13 protein-coding genes are annotated in these 14,066 nt (G+C 70.0%); 8 read left to right on the top strand and 5 right to left on the bottom strand.

Annotated elements, in window-relative coordinates; all coding sequences use genetic code 11:
* The first annotated feature begins 54 nt into the window (after positions 1–54).
* Complete coding sequence (locus F6W70_RS10545) at positions 55–723, top strand: FadR/GntR family transcriptional regulator (RefSeq protein ID WP_151486565.1); 669 nt, start codon at positions 55–57, stop codon at positions 721–723.
* Between the two features lie 32 nt (positions 724–755).
* Here F6W70_RS10545 and F6W70_RS10540 read toward each other — a convergent pair whose 3' ends face one another.
* Both F6W70_RS10540 and F6W70_RS10535 read right to left on the bottom strand, forming a co-directional pair.
* Positions 756–2,345: an amidohydrolase gene (locus tag F6W70_RS10540; RefSeq protein ID WP_151486564.1), complete on the bottom strand. Its 1,590-nt coding sequence runs from the start codon at positions 2,343–2,345 to the stop codon at positions 756–758.
* Positions 2,342–3,577, bottom strand: coding sequence for an MFS transporter (locus tag F6W70_RS10535; RefSeq protein ID WP_170287879.1), 1,236 nt, complete (start codon positions 3,575–3,577; stop codon positions 2,342–2,344). Before F6W70_RS10535 ends, F6W70_RS10540 begins: the two co-directional genes overlap by 4 nt.
* A gap of 186 nt (positions 3,578–3,763) precedes the next feature.
* Here F6W70_RS10535 and F6W70_RS17800 point away from each other — a divergent pair, with 186 nt between their 5' ends.
* The 3 genes from F6W70_RS17800 to F6W70_RS10520 all read left to right on the top strand — a co-directional run bounded on the left by F6W70_RS17800 (position 3,764) and on the right by F6W70_RS10520 (position 5,533).
* The gene (locus F6W70_RS17800) at positions 3,764–4,408 is read left to right on the top strand and encodes a TetR/AcrR family transcriptional regulator C-terminal domain-containing protein (RefSeq protein WP_170287878.1); all 645 of its coding nucleotides are present in this window, start codon (positions 3,764–3,766) and stop codon (positions 4,406–4,408) included.
* 33 nt (positions 4,409–4,441) lie between these two features.
* Positions 4,442–4,816 carry a DUF2255 family protein gene (locus F6W70_RS10525; RefSeq protein WP_055867256.1) on the top strand — a complete coding sequence of 125 codons (375 nt, stop codon included), beginning with the start codon at positions 4,442–4,444 and terminating at the stop codon, positions 4,814–4,816.
* 333 nt (positions 4,817–5,149) lie between these two features.
* The gene (locus F6W70_RS10520) at positions 5,150–5,533 is read left to right on the top strand and encodes a hypothetical protein (RefSeq protein ID WP_055867259.1); all 384 of its coding nucleotides are present in this window, start codon (positions 5,150–5,152) and stop codon (positions 5,531–5,533) included.
* Between the two features lie 14 nt (positions 5,534–5,547).
* Here F6W70_RS10520 and F6W70_RS10515 read toward each other — a convergent pair whose 3' ends face one another.
* Genes F6W70_RS10515 through imuA' form a run of 3 tightly spaced genes read right to left on the bottom strand, consistent with a single transcriptional unit; the run spans position 5,548 to position 11,338 of the window.
* The gene (locus F6W70_RS10515; protein WP_151486561.1) at positions 5,548–9,015 is read right to left on the bottom strand and encodes an error-prone DNA polymerase; all 3,468 of its coding nucleotides are present in this window, start codon (positions 9,013–9,015) and stop codon (positions 5,548–5,550) included.
* Positions 9,015–10,553 carry a DNA polymerase Y family protein gene (locus tag F6W70_RS10510; protein WP_055867266.1) on the bottom strand — a complete coding sequence of 513 codons (1,539 nt, stop codon included), beginning with the start codon at positions 10,551–10,553 and terminating at the stop codon, positions 9,015–9,017. Before F6W70_RS10510 ends, F6W70_RS10515 begins: the two co-directional genes overlap by 1 nt.
* Positions 10,550–11,338 carry a DnaE2-dependent mutagenesis accessory factor ImuA' gene (gene imuA', locus F6W70_RS10505; protein ID WP_151486560.1) on the bottom strand — a complete coding sequence of 263 codons (789 nt, stop codon included), beginning with the start codon at positions 11,336–11,338 and terminating at the stop codon, positions 10,550–10,552. The genes F6W70_RS10510 and imuA' overlap by 4 nt, the downstream gene beginning before the upstream one ends.
* Before the next feature lie 126 nt (positions 11,339–11,464).
* Between imuA' and F6W70_RS10500 the strand changes: the two genes are divergently transcribed.
* The 4 genes from F6W70_RS10500 (at position 11,465) to F6W70_RS10485 (ending at position 14,027) form a co-directional block, all read left to right on the top strand.
* Complete coding sequence (locus F6W70_RS10500) at positions 11,465–11,935, top strand: prepilin peptidase (protein WP_151486559.1); 471 nt, start codon at positions 11,465–11,467, stop codon at positions 11,933–11,935.
* Between the two features lie 49 nt (positions 11,936–11,984).
* Positions 11,985–12,197, top strand: coding sequence for a hypothetical protein (locus F6W70_RS10495; protein WP_017830198.1), 213 nt, complete (start codon positions 11,985–11,987; stop codon positions 12,195–12,197).
* Positions 12,190–12,804: a CYTH domain-containing protein gene (locus tag F6W70_RS10490; RefSeq protein ID WP_055872318.1), complete on the top strand. Its 615-nt coding sequence runs from the start codon at positions 12,190–12,192 to the stop codon at positions 12,802–12,804. The genes F6W70_RS10495 and F6W70_RS10490 overlap by 8 nt, the downstream gene beginning before the upstream one ends.
* A 62-nt stretch (positions 12,805–12,866) precedes the next feature.
* A complete protein-coding gene (locus tag F6W70_RS10485) occupies positions 12,867–14,027 on the top strand; it encodes a type III polyketide synthase (protein ID WP_235563061.1) in 1,161 nt (386 codons plus the stop codon).
* Positions 14,028–14,066 lie beyond the last annotated feature (39 nt).

The following is a 14,066-nucleotide window of genomic DNA, read 5'->3' as shown; positions in this document are numbered from 1 at the left end:
TAGACAAATTTAGTCGGATGAGATGATCTGAGGTGGAGAGAGCGGAGTCGACGCATGGCACAGGTCAGACGTGCACCCTTGGCGGACCAGGCTGCGGAGCTTCTGCTGGAGCGCGTCCGCGCCGGGGAATGGGCATTGGGAGAGAAGCTCCCTGGCGAGACGACGCTCGCCCCGCAGCTCGGCGTCGGCCGCTCCACCGTGCGCGAGGCGATCCGCCAGCTCGCCGGGCGCGGGGTGCTGGCCTCGCGACAGGGTGCTGGCGTGTTCGTGACGGCGCTCGACGCCCCGGAAGACTGGGACGCAGTTCTGCGCAAGGCCGGCATCGCCGCCGTGATCGAGGCGCGTATCGCGATCGAGACCGAAGCCGCGGCGCTCGCCGCCGTGCGACGTACCCCCGCAGACCTGCACGGCATCCGTCGCGCCCTCGCCGATCGTGGAGCGCAGCGGTCCGACATCGAAAGCCATGTCGATGCCGACACCGCGTTTCATCGGACGATCGTCGCCGCCTCGCACAACCCGGTACTCCTCGATCTGTTCGACAGCTTCACCCCCCGGCTGCGCGAGTCCATGATCGAGATGCTCCGCCTCCGTCGCGAGTTCGGCGACGATGCCGACCACGACGCCCATGCCGAGCAGGTGGAAGCGATCGCCGACCGTGATGAATCAGCCGCATCAGCGCGCAGCCGCGCTCATCTCCTCGCCCTGCGTGACGCGCTGGCGTAACGCGCCGCCGGAGTGTGAGGGGCTGCCGAGCACTAGGCCTCGTGCACCGTCCGGCCCGCGATCACGGTCCGGACCACTCGCGTCGTGAGCAGGGTCGCCGGATCCGCCGCGAACGGGTCGACGTCGAGAACGGCGAAGTCTGCCGCGTGGCCGACCGCGATGCGACCGCGCCAGCTCCCATCGCCGATCGACGCCGCCGCATCCCGAGTGGCGTGCGCGATGGCTCGCTCGAGCGGGAGGGCCTGTTCCGGGTGAACCGCCGGTGTACCCGGAGCCAGAGCCGAGGCACGGGTGGCCGCGACGTACATGTTGGCGAGGGCCTCGTGCGGCGCTGTCGGTGCATCGGTCGAGAAGGCGAGGAGCGCACCGGCTTCCTCGTATTCCGACCAGGCGAAGGCGCGGTCAGCGCGCTCGTCGCCGACCTGTGCCGCCCAGTTGGCGAAGATCGCGGGGTCGGCGTGCACGGGTTGCATGGATGCCGTCACCCCCAGCCGCGCCATCCGCTCCGCCGTCCCTGCCGCCGCGAACTCGAGGTGCTCGATCCGGTGACGGCGCGCGCGCTCGCCGTTCACGGAGATGGCATGCTCGATCGCATCGAGGGCGAGCGCGCTCGCCGCGTCGCCGATCGCGTGCATCGCGATCTGCAGTCCCGCGGCATCGGCCGCCGCGACGACCGGCAGCAGTCGTTCGGCGGGCCAGATCGGCTCGGCGTTGGTGCCATCGGCATAGGGGGCGCCCATGGCCGCCGTGCACGCGTCGATCGTGCCGTCGAGCACGAGCTTGATCCCGAGCACCCGTACCCCCGCCGTCGTTCCCGAAGCGTGGGCTGATGCCTGTCTGACCTGTGCGAGGTTCGCGGCGTCGTCTCCGGTGTTCGCGACGAACCAGTGCGCGGCGATGCGCAGCGGGAGCCGATCGCGCTCGGCCGCTCGACCGAGCGCGGCGAGCCCGAGCTCGTCGAAGGCCATGTCCACAGCGCCGGTCACACCGGCGGCGAGATAGGCGGACACGACCCGCTCGACCGCCGCGTCCCGCTGGGCATCGGTCGTGGTCGCGTCACGATGAGCCCACGCGTGCAGCTGCGCGGCCGTCTCGTACAGCATCCCCGTCGGCTCGCCGAGCGCGTCGCGCGCGATGCGTCCACCGATCGGGTCGGGGGTGTCGCGTGTGATCCCCAGCTCGGCGAGGGCCGCCGTGTTCACCCAGCAGGAGTGGTAGTCGTTCGCATCGAGGTAGACCGGGATGTCGGCGACGACCTCATCGATCATGGCCGCGGTCGGCTCACCCCCGGGGATCGCGTCGAACAGCCAGCCGCGTCCGCGCAGCACGCCGGGCGCTGTGCGTCGCGCGGCGAGCAGTCGGTGCTGGATCTCTTCGAGCGAGTGCGCATCGGTGAGTCCGACCTGTCCGAGCGCCTCGCCCATCATGAGCAGGTGGGTGTGCGCGTCGGTGAAGCCGGGAAGGACGATACGACCTCCCAGGTCGACCGCGGCGTCGGCGGGCGGCGCGGAGTCCTCGGTGCCGACGTGGATGAACTCCTCGCCGTCGACGACGAGGGAGTCCGCCCAGCGCGACTCGTCGCCGGTGAAGATGCGGCCGTTGCGGTAAAGGGTGCGGGTCATGCGTCGATCTCCTGTGCGGTTATGCGTTCCAGACGCGTCGATACGAGGGCGATCGCCCCGGCGGGCACGGCCAGGACGAAACTCGCGACGCCGAGAGCGATCGCGAAGCCCTGGTATCCGAGAGCGCCGACGAGCGCGGCGCCGATGACGGGAGTGAGTGCCGAACCGACGAGGTAGACGGCGAGCAGAGGGCCCGACCAGCGGCCGTCGGCGTCGAGCGCCGCCGATGTCGACACGAAGTACATGAACGCGATCGCGTACACGGAGTTCCAGACGATGAACACCACGATGAAGGTGGTGGGGTCGGTCACGAACCCTTCCACGATCTTGAGTGCGCCGCCGGCGATCAGCAGGATCACGAGGGGGACGGCACGCCCGAAGCGCGCTCCGACGATCATCAGCAGCAGTGAGCCGAGCAGTCCGCCGGCCGTGGCGCCGCTGAGCGCGATGCCGAGTCCCTCGGGTGTCAAACCGGCCTGCTCCGCGCCCATGATGCCTGCCATCGCCCAGAGCGAATCCTCGCTGGCCGCCCAGAGTGCGAACACGAGAAGGAGCCCGAAGCCGGCGAGGGTGACGGTGCGCGAACGGGCGGGAGAGGTGCGGATCGTCCCGGTCGGGGGGATCTCGATCGGCATCGCCTCGGCGACGGCCGCTCCCGCCTGCGGAGCGACGACCGGCGCGGCGGGGAGCCACGCCGAGGCGACGAGTCCGATCAGGTTGAACAGCGCGAGGGCGCCGAAGACATCGATCGGAGCGAGGCCGATCAGGGGGATCACGGCGAGTACCACCGTGATGATGCCGCGGTTCGCGAGCCCGTTGAAGCCGGCGACCCTGTCCGGGTTGCGGAAGGCGGCGAGCGCCGCGCCGGACGCGGCGACCGCGCCACCGGCTCCGGCCCCGCCGAGGAGGAGTCCCGGAAGCATGGCGGCGGGCACGAGGGCCGCGATCGTGAAGCCCACCACGGCGAGACCGAGGCCCGCGCGTGCGACGGCCCGGCGATGCACGCCGGCGCACAGGGGGGCGATCGCCAAGCCCGTCACCGCCGTGAGCAGGAGCGTCGCGGTGACGAGCCAGCTGGCGGCGAGGATGTCGAGGCCCAGCCCCGTCTGCGCGGCGGTGATCATGTAGGGCGACAGGTTGACGCCGAGGTATCCCGCGATTCCGACGGCGAAGGTCGCCGTCGCTGTCGGGAATCGGAGGGGGATTCGCGTGCGGAGATCGAGAGTTGTCATGGGGCTCCAGGGAGTCGGCACGGCATTGTGCGCGGAGGGGAAGTCGGCGGACGTGCATCGGATGGGGCACGACGTCGTAAACGAATGGTGTTCGTAAACGAATGGTGTTCATTATTATGCACAGGAGAGGGTTTCCGCGGAACCCCGAATTTCACGATCCGGTCATCCGGAGAAAGCGAGCTTCCGATGCCGAGGCCCTCCTCACCGCTTCTTTCCCCGGAGATCATCGGCTCCGCGGGCCTCGCGCTGGCCAGAGCAGGCGAGCCGTTCGGGGTCAACGCCATCGCTCGCGAGCTCGGGGTGCGGCCGTCGTCGCTCTACAACCATGTCGACGGCATGGAGGGGATCCTCGAACTCATGCGCGGACAGCTCATGGAGGGCTACCGCATCCAATGGCAGGGGGAGCACTGGGAGGAGTTCGTGCTCACCGTGCTGCGCACCCAGCGTCGGATGTACGCGGATCATCCGCAGCTCGTGCCGCTGCTCGTGGGCAAGACGATCACGCACCCGGCGGTCATCGCCGCATACGACGACCTCGCCTCCGTGCTCGTCGACGGAGGATTCGCCGATGACGAGGTGCTCTCGGTCATCGCGGTGATCGACGCCTTCGCGATCGGATTCGGTCTCGATCTCGCATCTCCCGACGAGGTCTGGCAGCCCGGCGGGCCGACACGCACGCTCGGTCGCCTCATCGACGGCGCGGAACGGGGGACCGCCCGGTCGGATCGCACGTTCGAACTCGGCGTCGGTCTTCTCCTCGATTCGCTGCGCATGCGTCTCATCGATGCCCCACCCGCGGTCGATCGTCAGGCCGGGCGCGATCTGACGTAGCATGCACTCTGCCGTATCGACCGAGGAGGACTCATGACGACCTGGAACACTGAGGAGCTCGCGCGCATCGCCGAGCCGGAGATGTTCGATCTCTCCGCGCAGCTCGAAGACGGGACGACGCCGAAGACGGTCGGGATCTGGGCGGTCGCCGTCGACGGGCGACTCTTCGTCCGCTCCTACACGGGGCTCGAGGGAAAGTGGTACGCCCCGGCTCTCGCCAGTCTGCGCGGCCGCGTATCGGCGGGTGGCGTCACCAAGGACGTCCGCTTCGAGCGGATCACCGACGAGGCGATCAACTCCGCGATCGATGCCGAGTATCTCCGCAAGTACACGCCCAGCCCGTACGCTCCCGAGATGGGTCAGGAGCCGGTGCGGTCCAACACGCTCGAGGTCATCCCGCTCGACTGAATCGGAACTCTGCGCGACAGGGCTCTGCTCGACGGGGCTCTGCTCGGCGGGTCGTGGCCCGACAGGCCCACCGGGGAGAATGGCCCTCTCGATGACCCGCCCCAGACGGTGTCGTCGAGAGGGCTCACCGCCCTTCCCGGACGGTAGGGGAGGCGGCGAAGATCTCGCTGCGCTCACGGCTGATTCCCCAGTGCATCAGCCTCGTAGCCCCCGCTACCCGAGCAGAATATCGCTTAATCCCCTTGTCCGCCATTCGGGGGACAAAGAAATCTACGAATGTTACTCGCGTGGACTCCCTGTTGTCTTCCTGACGGGCGTGCCTAGGGTGGACTCATGGACAGACTGCTCGTGCTCTCCGCTCAGGTCGCCATCGCTCACGGACACCGCATCGAGGTGACGGAGCAGGCCGATCCGCTCACCGATGAACCGGTGGTCCTCACCCTCGTCGACCTCGACACGGGGATCCGCTACCGACGTGCAGAAGACCCGAGCGGCGACTTCTCCCGCTGGATCGGGCGAGTCCTGCGGTGCACCGTGACGATGGGGGACGCAGGCGCGCACACCACGCTGCTCGTCGATCCCCTCGGGCCCGGTCCGACCGGCGCCAAGGTCGCTCTGCGCGAAGCCGACGCGGCTGCCGATGCCGCGAAGGCCGAAGCCGACAGATGGGGTGGAGTCGACCGTCCTCCGATGGAGGAGTCAGAGCGCTTCTGGTGAGTCGGGGGTCCTTCTCAACGGAAGTCCCTGGAGTGGTGCGTGAGACCGGTGCGCAGGTCCTCGAAGCCATCGGCGAGCACGTTGATCACGCCCTCGGTGGATCGCTCCAGGATGCCGCGGATGATGAGCGCCGGTGAATCCCTGGCGACGCGGCGGTAGCGGTTCCACACCCCGGCGGAGCAGACGATGTTCACCAGGCCGCTCTCGTCCTCGAGGTTCACGAAGGTGATCCCGGCGGCCGTCGCCGGTCGCTGACGATGGGTGACGAGACCGGCGACCTCGATGCGTCGACCCACCTCGTGCCCGCGCAGGTCGACTGCCGTCAGCACACCGCGGGCGCGCAGCTGTTCGCGGAAGTGCGCCATCGGATGATCGTCGGTCGACACACCGGTCGCCCACAGGTCGGCGGAGAGGCGCTCGTAGCTGGTCTGGTCGGCGAACAGCGGAGGCTGCACGGCGACCGTCGTCCCCGGCAGGAACCGGGAGCGGTCGTCTGCCGCCGCACCGGCCAGCCAGATGGCCTCGCGACGCTCCAGGCCCAGACAGTCGAAAGCGCCGGCGGTGGCCAGAGCCTCCACGTGTGCGGCGGTGGCATCCGTTCGCCGCACCAGGTCGTTCAGATCCCGGTACCGGCCGTTCGCGTCGCGTTCGGCGACGATCCTCTCCGCCATCGGCACACCGATCCCACGGATGCCGCTGAGCCCCAGCCGTACCGCGGAGTTCCCGTCCCTGCGGTGCGCGGCCGATTCGTCCGGCGCATCCCGATCGAAGCGGAGCGCGGGCGGCTGCAGGTCGGCGGTGCACCCGTCCCGACCCGTCGGCCTTCGCGGGGCGCCGTCGACGAGCGGCTCCAGGGTCTCCGTCGCCCCCGAGACGTGCAGATCGGGACGTCGGACCTCGACCCCATGCCGCCGCGCATCCGCGGTGAGGGTCGCTGCGGAGTAGAAGCCCATCGGCTGTGAGCGCAGGAGGCCGGCGAGGAACGCTGCGGGGTAGTGCAGCTTCACCCAGGAGCTGGCGTAGACGAGGAGAGCGAACGACAGGGAGTGCGATTCGGCGAATCCGAAATTGGAGAACGCCTGGATCTGCGCGTAGATGCGATCGGCGGCCTCATCCACCAGGCCGCGCCTGGCCATCCCCGCGTACAGCTTGTCCCTGACTTTCTCGATCTTCTCCAGGCCGCGTTTGGATCCCATGGCACGACGCAGCAGGTCGGCCTCATCGGCCGTGCAATCGCCGATCGCCGTCGCCATCTGGATGAGCTGCTCCTGGAAGATCGGAATGCCCAGCGTGCGCTTGAGGATGTCCTCCAGATCGCTGTGCGGGTAGGGGATCGCGAACTCCACCGGCGCCTCGCCGCGAGTCGCCCGTTCCCGGTTCTCCTCGTCGATGCGATCCTTGGCCATCTTCCGCCGTACGAACGGATGCACCGCGCCGCCCTGGATGGGGCCAGGGCGGATGAGGGCGATCTGGATGGCGAGGTCGTAGAAGGCCCGGGGCTGCAGGCGGGGGAGCAGCCCGATCTGCGCGCGCGACTCCACCTGGAAGACCCCGATCGAATCCGCACGGCAGAGCATGTCGTAGACCGCGGGCTCCTCCTTGGGGATGGTCTCGAGCGTCCACTCCTCGCCCGTGCTCTCCCGGATCAGATCGAAGCAGTGCTGAAGGGCGGCGAGCATCCCGAGCCCCAGCAGATCGAACTTCACCAGGCCCATGAAGGCCGAGTCGTCCTTGTCCCACTGGATGACCGTGCGGTTCTCCATACGGGCGTGCTCCACAGGCACGACCTCGCCGACGGGACGGGCGGTGAGCACCATGCCGCCGGAGTGGATGCCGAGATGCCGGGGGGCCTTCAACAGTTCACCGGCATAGGCGAGCACCTTCTCGGGGATGTCGTGCCCCTCGACGGGTTCCAGTCCTGCGCCCCAGCCATCGACCTGACGGGACCAGGCGTCCTGCTGACCGGGGGAGTGGCCGAGCGCTCTTGCCATGTCGCGCACCGCGTTCTTCGGGCGGTACTGGATGACGTTGGCCACCTGGGCCGCACGTTCCCTGCCGTACTCGGCATACACCCACTGGATGATCTCCTCGCGGCGATCGGAGTCGAAGTCGACGTCGATGTCGGGCTCCTCGGTCCGCGTGGTCGCGAGGAACCTCTCGAACGGCAGGCGGTAGAGGATCGGGTCGACCGCGGTGATCCCCAGCAGGTAGCAGACCGCGCTCGCCGCAGCCGACCCCCGCCCCTGGCAGAGGATGCCGCGTCTGCGCGCCTCGGTGACGATGCCGTGCACGATGAGGAAGTACCCGGGGAAGTCCTTCTCCTCGATCACGTCGAGCTCGCGGGCGATCCGGTGGCGACCGTCGTCGTCCAGTCGCGGGTACTTCGACGGCACGGCCTCCCAGACCAGGTGGCGCAGCCACGTCATGGGTGTGTGCCCCGCCGGCACCTTCTGCTGAGGCAGTGCCGGTCGCGCCAGGCGCAGGGGGAAGGCGGACGCCGCGGCCAGCTCGAGCCCGTACGAGATCGCTCCGGGGTGGCGGGAGAAGCGCGCCGACATCTCGGCACCGCTGCGCAGATGCGCGCCCCCGTGCGCAGGCAGCCAGCCGTCGAGCTCGTCCATGCTGCGCACCGCGCGGACCGCGGCCACGGCTTCGGCGAGCGACGCCTGCGCAGGGGTGGCGTAATGCACGTTGTTGGTCGCGACCATCGGCAGCCGCATCCGACCGGCGAGCTCGGCGAGGGCGTCGTTGCGACGGGTGTCCAGGGGATCACCATGGTCGAAGAGCTCGACGACGACGTGGTCGCTCCCGAACAGATCGACGAGCGACCGCAACGGGGCGCGCGCGTCTCCCGCCTCGAGCCCGCGGCGCACGGCACCTTTGCGGCATCCGGTCAGGATCGTCCAGTGCCCGTCTGCACGCGCGGCGAGATCGTCGAGGTCGTACACCGGGCGTCCCTTCTCACCGCCGCGCAGCTGTGCCGCGGTGATGGCCCCCGAGAGCCGGTGATAGCCCTCCATGCCTCGGGCGAGGACCAGCAGATGCTCGCCGGCGGGGTCGGCGGAGCCTCGTTGCGGCGCGGGCAGGTCGAGCGACAGCTCTGCCCCGAACACCGTCTGCAGCGGGCTCTCCATGAGATCAGCCACCTCGGCGAAGCGCGCGGCGCCGTAGAAGCCGTCGTGATCGGTGAGGGCGAGAGCGGTCAGTCCGAGGCGATCGGCCTCGGCGAGGAGGTCTTCGGGGGAGGAGGCACCGTCGAGGAACGAGTACGACGAATGAGCGTGCAGCTCGGCATAGGGGACCGCGCTCTCGGGACGGGGGACGGCGACGGGAGGGGTGCGCTTGCGGCGATGGCTCACCGGCCCTGCATCCGTCCGCTGCCCCCGGGGCTCGGCGGCGGGAGGAGGCGACGGGGGTGACTCCTCGCCACTGAGGGCGCGCTCCAGGTCGTTCCAGGACAGGGGCGGATTGTGCCAGCCCATCAGCGATACCTCCCCTCGGCCCACCAGCGCTCGCCGGTGTGGAAGACCAGCCATGCGCGGTCGTGGGCGTCGATGATCTGGAGGCGATGCCCTCGCTTCCCGCCGCCGGAGGTCCAGCGCCTCTCATGCACCGGCCAGGGGCCGGCCCAGGCCTGCACGGCGGCCCCGTCGATGCGGGCGGGCTCGCCCGAGAGAGCCCCGCGCTCATCGACGCTGATGGTGCTCTCATCCGCGGCGAGCACCCCGATGGGGCGCGGGGGCAGGAACACCTCGGCGGGCAGCGGGTCGGGAAGGCTGCCCGGCCATGGGGATCCGGGGTCGCGCGGGGGTACCGTGCGCTCGCCCCAGGGCGTGAGCACCTGGCGATCGGCGAGCCAGCGGCCGCCCGCCACAGCGGCTGTGACCACGCCCTGGTGACCGAGCATGGTCTGCACGCGCGAGACCGCATGGTGCAGGCGTTCATCGGTGCCGGATCCGAAGAGACCGGGCTGGTGGTGCGCGGCATCATCGACGGCGGCCGGGACGATGCGCACCGCCACGATGCCGCCGAACGCTCGCGCCTCGTCGACCGGATCCTTCGCGGACTGCGCGGCCAGCGCCTCCAGCTGCCAGCGCACCCGGTCGACGAGGTCGGAGGCGTCGAAGCAGGTCGGATGCAGCCAGGACCGCGAGAAGACCGCCCCGTTGTCGTCGGTCAGGTCGATCCGCACCTCCGTGCAGACGAGCGAGGCGTCGCCGAGAGCGAGCAGCACCGCATCCGCCGTCTGACGCACAGCGAACGCCACCTGATCGGTTCCGCCCAGCGGGGAGTCGAACTCGATGCTGCGCACCAGCTCAGGGTCGGGAGGGCGCGGTGTCAGCGGCCGGGAGTCGGCGCCGGCGGCGAGTGCCTGCAGGCGCGCACCGTGCTCGCCGAAACGATCGCGCACATCGAGTGGTGCGAGGGCGGTGAACTCGCCGAGAGTGCGCACTCCGAGCCGCACGAGGAGGCCGGTGACCTGCTCGTCGCGCAGCACCTGCACGGGGTACGGCGCCAGGAACTCCCGTGAGCCCCCTGGCGGCACGACCGTGCAGGGCACGGGGCCCCGTGCGGCGATCTCGGCCGTGAACGGGCCATCGGCCACACCCACGCGCACCTCGGGGAAGCCGGCCTCCGTCAGGACGGCGGTGAGTGCTTCCGCGGCCTCCGCCTCTCCTCCGTGATAGCGGGAGATGCCCCTGGCGCGGAGGATCGCGAGCCCGGGGCGCAGCAGCGTGACCCCGGGGGCGTGCTTCTCGATCAGGTGCAGCACCGGCAGGAAGGCGCGTTCGTCTCGATCGGGGTCGTGGGAGAGCACACGCAGCGAGGAGAGGTGGCCCTGCGCGACCCGGCGGCGCTGACCGGTGCGCACACCATGCTCTCTGGCGGAGGCGGTGCAGGCGACGATCGTGTTGGCCTGCACCAGGGCGGTGGGCGGATGCGGGGGCGCGCTGCCGAGGACGGCCCGCATCGGCCAATCCGGGAACCACAGCACGAGCACGCGGAGCGGGCTGCTCATCCGGCTTCCGCCCATCGCAGGAGCTCCAGTGGTGCGGATTCGCGTGAGGCGACGGACTCCGCCGGTCGTGCGGGCAGTGCAGCGAGCTCGACCCCGACGGCCTCGACGGCCCCGTGTCCTCCCGGCAGCTGCACCCGCACGCTCGACGGGCGGGGGCTGTGCCGCGTCTGCGCCGTCACCGTCACCGTGCAGTCGGAGAGCAGCCCCCAGCCGGCGCCGAGGCCGTGCCAGTGCGGATCGTGCAGGCGTATCGTCCCCTCGCTCTGCGGCCAGCGTTCGGTGACGGGAGACTCGGTGACCAGGAGCGTGCACCCGCGGTCGCGCAGGCGCGCGCTCAGCCGAGCGACATCCGCGTCTCGTGCGCGGGCGCCGGGGGCCACGACGATCAGGGGCACGACCTCGGCCAGGGCGGAGGTCGCCGCCAACCAGCGGTCTCCGGGGGTGGGGACGAGGATCAGGCGTGCGAGGTCGATGCCGAAAGCGGCGGCGGCTTCGACGCCGAGGGTCGGCATGCCCACCACGGCGCACCACAGCCCCTTCTGCGATGCGGCGCTGAGCAGTGCGAGGACGAGGCTCGGCGAGGGGGAGACGGTGTAGGAGGTGCCGGTCTGCAGTCCCTCCTCCGGAAGGAGCGCGGCGAAGGCGGGGTCGAGGGGGAGCAGCGCATGTTCGCTGCGCCGTCGTTGCATCCGGTTGATCTCGCGACGCAGGCGCAGCACTTCTCCCGCGCGGGAGTCGCCCGCCGGAGAGAGCGAGGCGATTGCATCGAGCCCGATCACCTGCATCCTTTCTCGAAGATATATTCTAATATAACAACCCGTGTGAATGACGATAGTTCGTACATCGGACATCGGCCAGGGGTTCTCCACAGGGAGTCGGAGCGAGGTCCGCCGATCTCCTAACCTGCGGGGATGGACATCCGGCTCGCCCTCATCGCCCTCGTGCACGCCGCACTGATCGGCGTCGGCGCGTGGCTCATCGTGATCGACGCCCGCACGCATCGCCTCCCGAACAGGATCGTGCTGTCGACGCTCGGCTGCCTGCTCGCGCTCGTCGCCGTCGACGCCCTGGCCACGGGGCAGGGGGCGCCGCTCGTTCGTGCCCTCCTGGGAATGGTGATCCTCGGGAGCTTCTATGCGGTGCTGCGGGCGCTCAGCCGTGCGGGGATGGGAGGCGGAGACGTGAAGCTCGCCGCCGTCATCGGGCTGGTGCTGGCCTGGCACGGCTGGGAGGCACTCGCGATCGGGGCGGCCGCGGCCTTCGTGCTGGGAGCGCTCTACGCGCTCGTGCTCATCCTGCTGCGGAGAGCGAACGGCTCCACCCGCATCGCCTTCGGTCCCTGGATGATCGCCGGCGCCCTTCTCGGTGTCGTCCTCGGTTGATTCCGCCTGCCTCGCACCGATACCGCGACGACGGCGCTACCCTGAGCACATGGCACTCGCACGACTTCACGGCGGCCCGCTCGACGGGCAGATCATCCCCCTCGGCGACGCGGACGACAAGCTGATCGTTCCCTACAGCGAGACGCAGGTGGTGTACAACCGCCGCGGCGAGCCGCAGAACACCGGCCCCGCCGACGGCCCCACGGAGATCGACTACTGGTTCGAAGAGTCTCTCGAGGACCTCACGCTCGACGATGACTGAGCCCTCCCGCACGGTCGAGGTCGAGCGCAAGTACGACGTCGATCCGGAGACCCCGTTGCCGCGATGGGAGGCGCTCCCGGGCGTCGACGCGGTCAGCCCCGGTGTGCTGCGCACCCTGGACGCCCAGTACTTCGACACCGCTGACGGCACGCTCTCGCGCGCCGGCGTGGCATTGCGTCGTCGCACCGGCGGGCCCGACGAGGGCTGGCATGTGAAAGGTCCCCGACAGGGAGACGGTCGACTCGAGCTCGGCTGGCCTCTAGGGGAGGGCGACGCGCTCCCCTCTGCGGTCGCCACGACCGTGTCGGAGTGGACGAGCGCACCGCTCACCCCACTCGCCCGCATCGAGAACGACCGCACCGCCTATCTGCTCACCGGCCCGGACGGCGTCGTCGCCGAGTTCGTCGACGACCGGGTGCGAGCGAGCGACCTGCGCCAGAACGTGAAACGCGAATGGCGTGAGTGGGAGATGGAGCTGGGGCCCGCGGCGCCGGCTGATGAGGCGGGACGCACCGCGTTCTTCGCGGCGGTGGAGCAGGCGGTGCTGGCTGCCGGAGGCCGCGAATCGGCATCCGACTCCAAGCTCGCCAGGGCGCTCGGCTTCTAGGGCAGACCGCGGTCGCGCGCAACCCCTTCCCCCCGGGCGGTGCGCAGTGCTTGAGTGGCACCATGAGCCGACCGCCTGTGCTTCGATCGCTGCAGACGATCGTCCCCGATACCGTTCTCGTCCAGGATCAGGTGCGTGACGTCTTCGCGCAGCAGCCCGGCCTCGGGCGGCTGGCGCAGCGCATCGTCACGACGTCGTTCAACGTCTCGGGCATCGACACCCGGCACACCGTGATCGACGAGCTGTCGCTGGATTCCGAAGCGACAGACCCCGTGTTCTTCGACCGCGGATCGGGGATGCTGCTCGCCCCCGGCACCAAGGCGCGCAACGACTTCTACGCCCGAGAGGCCACGAAGCTCTTCGTCGAGGCCGCCCGGCGGGCGATCGACTCCGACCCCGACCTCGAGCCGGCCGATGTGACCCACGTCATCACGGTCTCCTGCACCGGGTTCCATGCCCCGGGGCCGGAGTACGAGATCGTGCGTGCGCTCGGGCTGTCCGATGCGGTGCAGCGTTTCCACCTCGGCTTCATGGGCTGCTACGCCTCGATGCCTGCGCTCCGGGCGGCGAGTCAGTTCTGCGCCGCGGATGAGAACGCCGTGGTCCTGGTCGTGAGCGTCGAGCTGTGCACTCTGCACCTGCGTTCCTCGGAGAATCCCGACACGATCGTCGCGTCGTCCCTGTTCGCCGACGGTGCGGCCGCCGGGATCGTCACCGCGCGCGATCTCCCGTCCGCGTCGACCGGGTTGCGCCTGGACCGCTTCCACACCGCCATCGCGCCGGAGGGGGAGAAGGACATGGCCTGGACGATCGGCGACACCGGTTTCGAGATGATCCTCTCCACGGCCGTCCCGCAGATCATCGGAGAGACGATCATCGGTGCGCTCCGGCCGTTGTACGGCGCCGAGGAGGGCCTCGGCGAGGCCTTCGAGGCCGGCAGCGTGGGGGATGCGGTCCAGCACTGGGCCATCCATCCCGGCGGGCGGAGCATCCTCGACAAGGTGCAGGAGCGGCTACGCCTCAGCGATGCGCAGCTGCGCCCGGCCAGGGACGTGCTGCGGGAGAACGGCAACATGTCCAGTGCGACCGTGCTGTTCGTCCTCAAGCGCATCCTGGAGGTGGAGGGGGCGAGCGACGGCGACCGGGTCTCCGCGATGGCGTTCGGTCCCGGTCTGACGGCGGAGAGCGCGCTGATGACCGTCGTCGCCTCGCCCGGGTCATGAGGCCGGACCTCACGACGCGGGACGCCGAGGCTCGCGAGC

The sequence above is a fragment of the Microbacterium maritypicum genome (assembly GCF_008868125.1).
GTDB classification, from domain to species: Bacteria; Actinomycetota; Actinomycetes; order Actinomycetales; family Microbacteriaceae; genus Microbacterium; species Microbacterium maritypicum.
Note: the sequence above shows the minus strand (reverse complement) of the source record. Positions and strands in the feature narration are given on the sequence as shown.

Bases quoted from the DNA above. Each gene is read 5' to 3' on its own strand.
- F6W70_RS10535 (WP_170287879.1), bottom strand. From the start codon at position 3,577: ATGACAACTCTCGATCTCCGCACGCGAATCCCCCTCCGATTCCCGACA.
- F6W70_RS10495 (WP_017830198.1), top strand. From the start codon at position 11,985: ATGGCACTCGCACGACTTCACGGCGGCCCGCTCGACGGGCAGATCATC.
- F6W70_RS10510 (WP_055867266.1), bottom strand. From the start codon at position 10,553: ATGAGCAGCCCGCTCCGCGTGCTCGTGCTGTGGTTCCCGGATTGGCCG.
- F6W70_RS10500 (WP_151486559.1), top strand. From the start codon at position 11,465: ATGGACATCCGGCTCGCCCTCATCGCCCTCGTGCACGCCGCACTGATC.
- F6W70_RS10485 (WP_235563061.1), top strand. From the start codon at position 12,867: ATGAGCCGACCGCCTGTGCTTCGATCGCTGCAGACGATCGTCCCCGAT.
- F6W70_RS10515 (WP_151486561.1), bottom strand. From the start codon at position 9,015: ATGGGCTGGCACAATCCGCCCCTGTCCTGGAACGACCTGGAGCGCGCC.
- F6W70_RS10525 (WP_055867256.1), top strand. From the start codon at position 4,442: ATGACGACCTGGAACACTGAGGAGCTCGCGCGCATCGCCGAGCCGGAG.
- F6W70_RS10520 (WP_055867259.1), top strand. From the start codon at position 5,150: ATGGACAGACTGCTCGTGCTCTCCGCTCAGGTCGCCATCGCTCACGGA.
- F6W70_RS17800 (WP_170287878.1), top strand. From the start codon at position 3,764: ATGCCGAGGCCCTCCTCACCGCTTCTTTCCCCGGAGATCATCGGCTCC.
- F6W70_RS10540 (WP_151486564.1), bottom strand. From the start codon at position 2,345: ATGACCCGCACCCTTTACCGCAACGGCCGCATCTTCACCGGCGACGAG.
- F6W70_RS10545 (WP_151486565.1), top strand. From the start codon at position 55: ATGGCACAGGTCAGACGTGCACCCTTGGCGGACCAGGCTGCGGAGCTT.
- F6W70_RS10490 (WP_055872318.1), top strand. From the start codon at position 12,190: ATGACTGAGCCCTCCCGCACGGTCGAGGTCGAGCGCAAGTACGACGTC.
- imuA' (WP_151486560.1), bottom strand. From the start codon at position 11,338: ATGCAGGTGATCGGGCTCGATGCAATCGCCTCGCTCTCTCCGGCGGGC.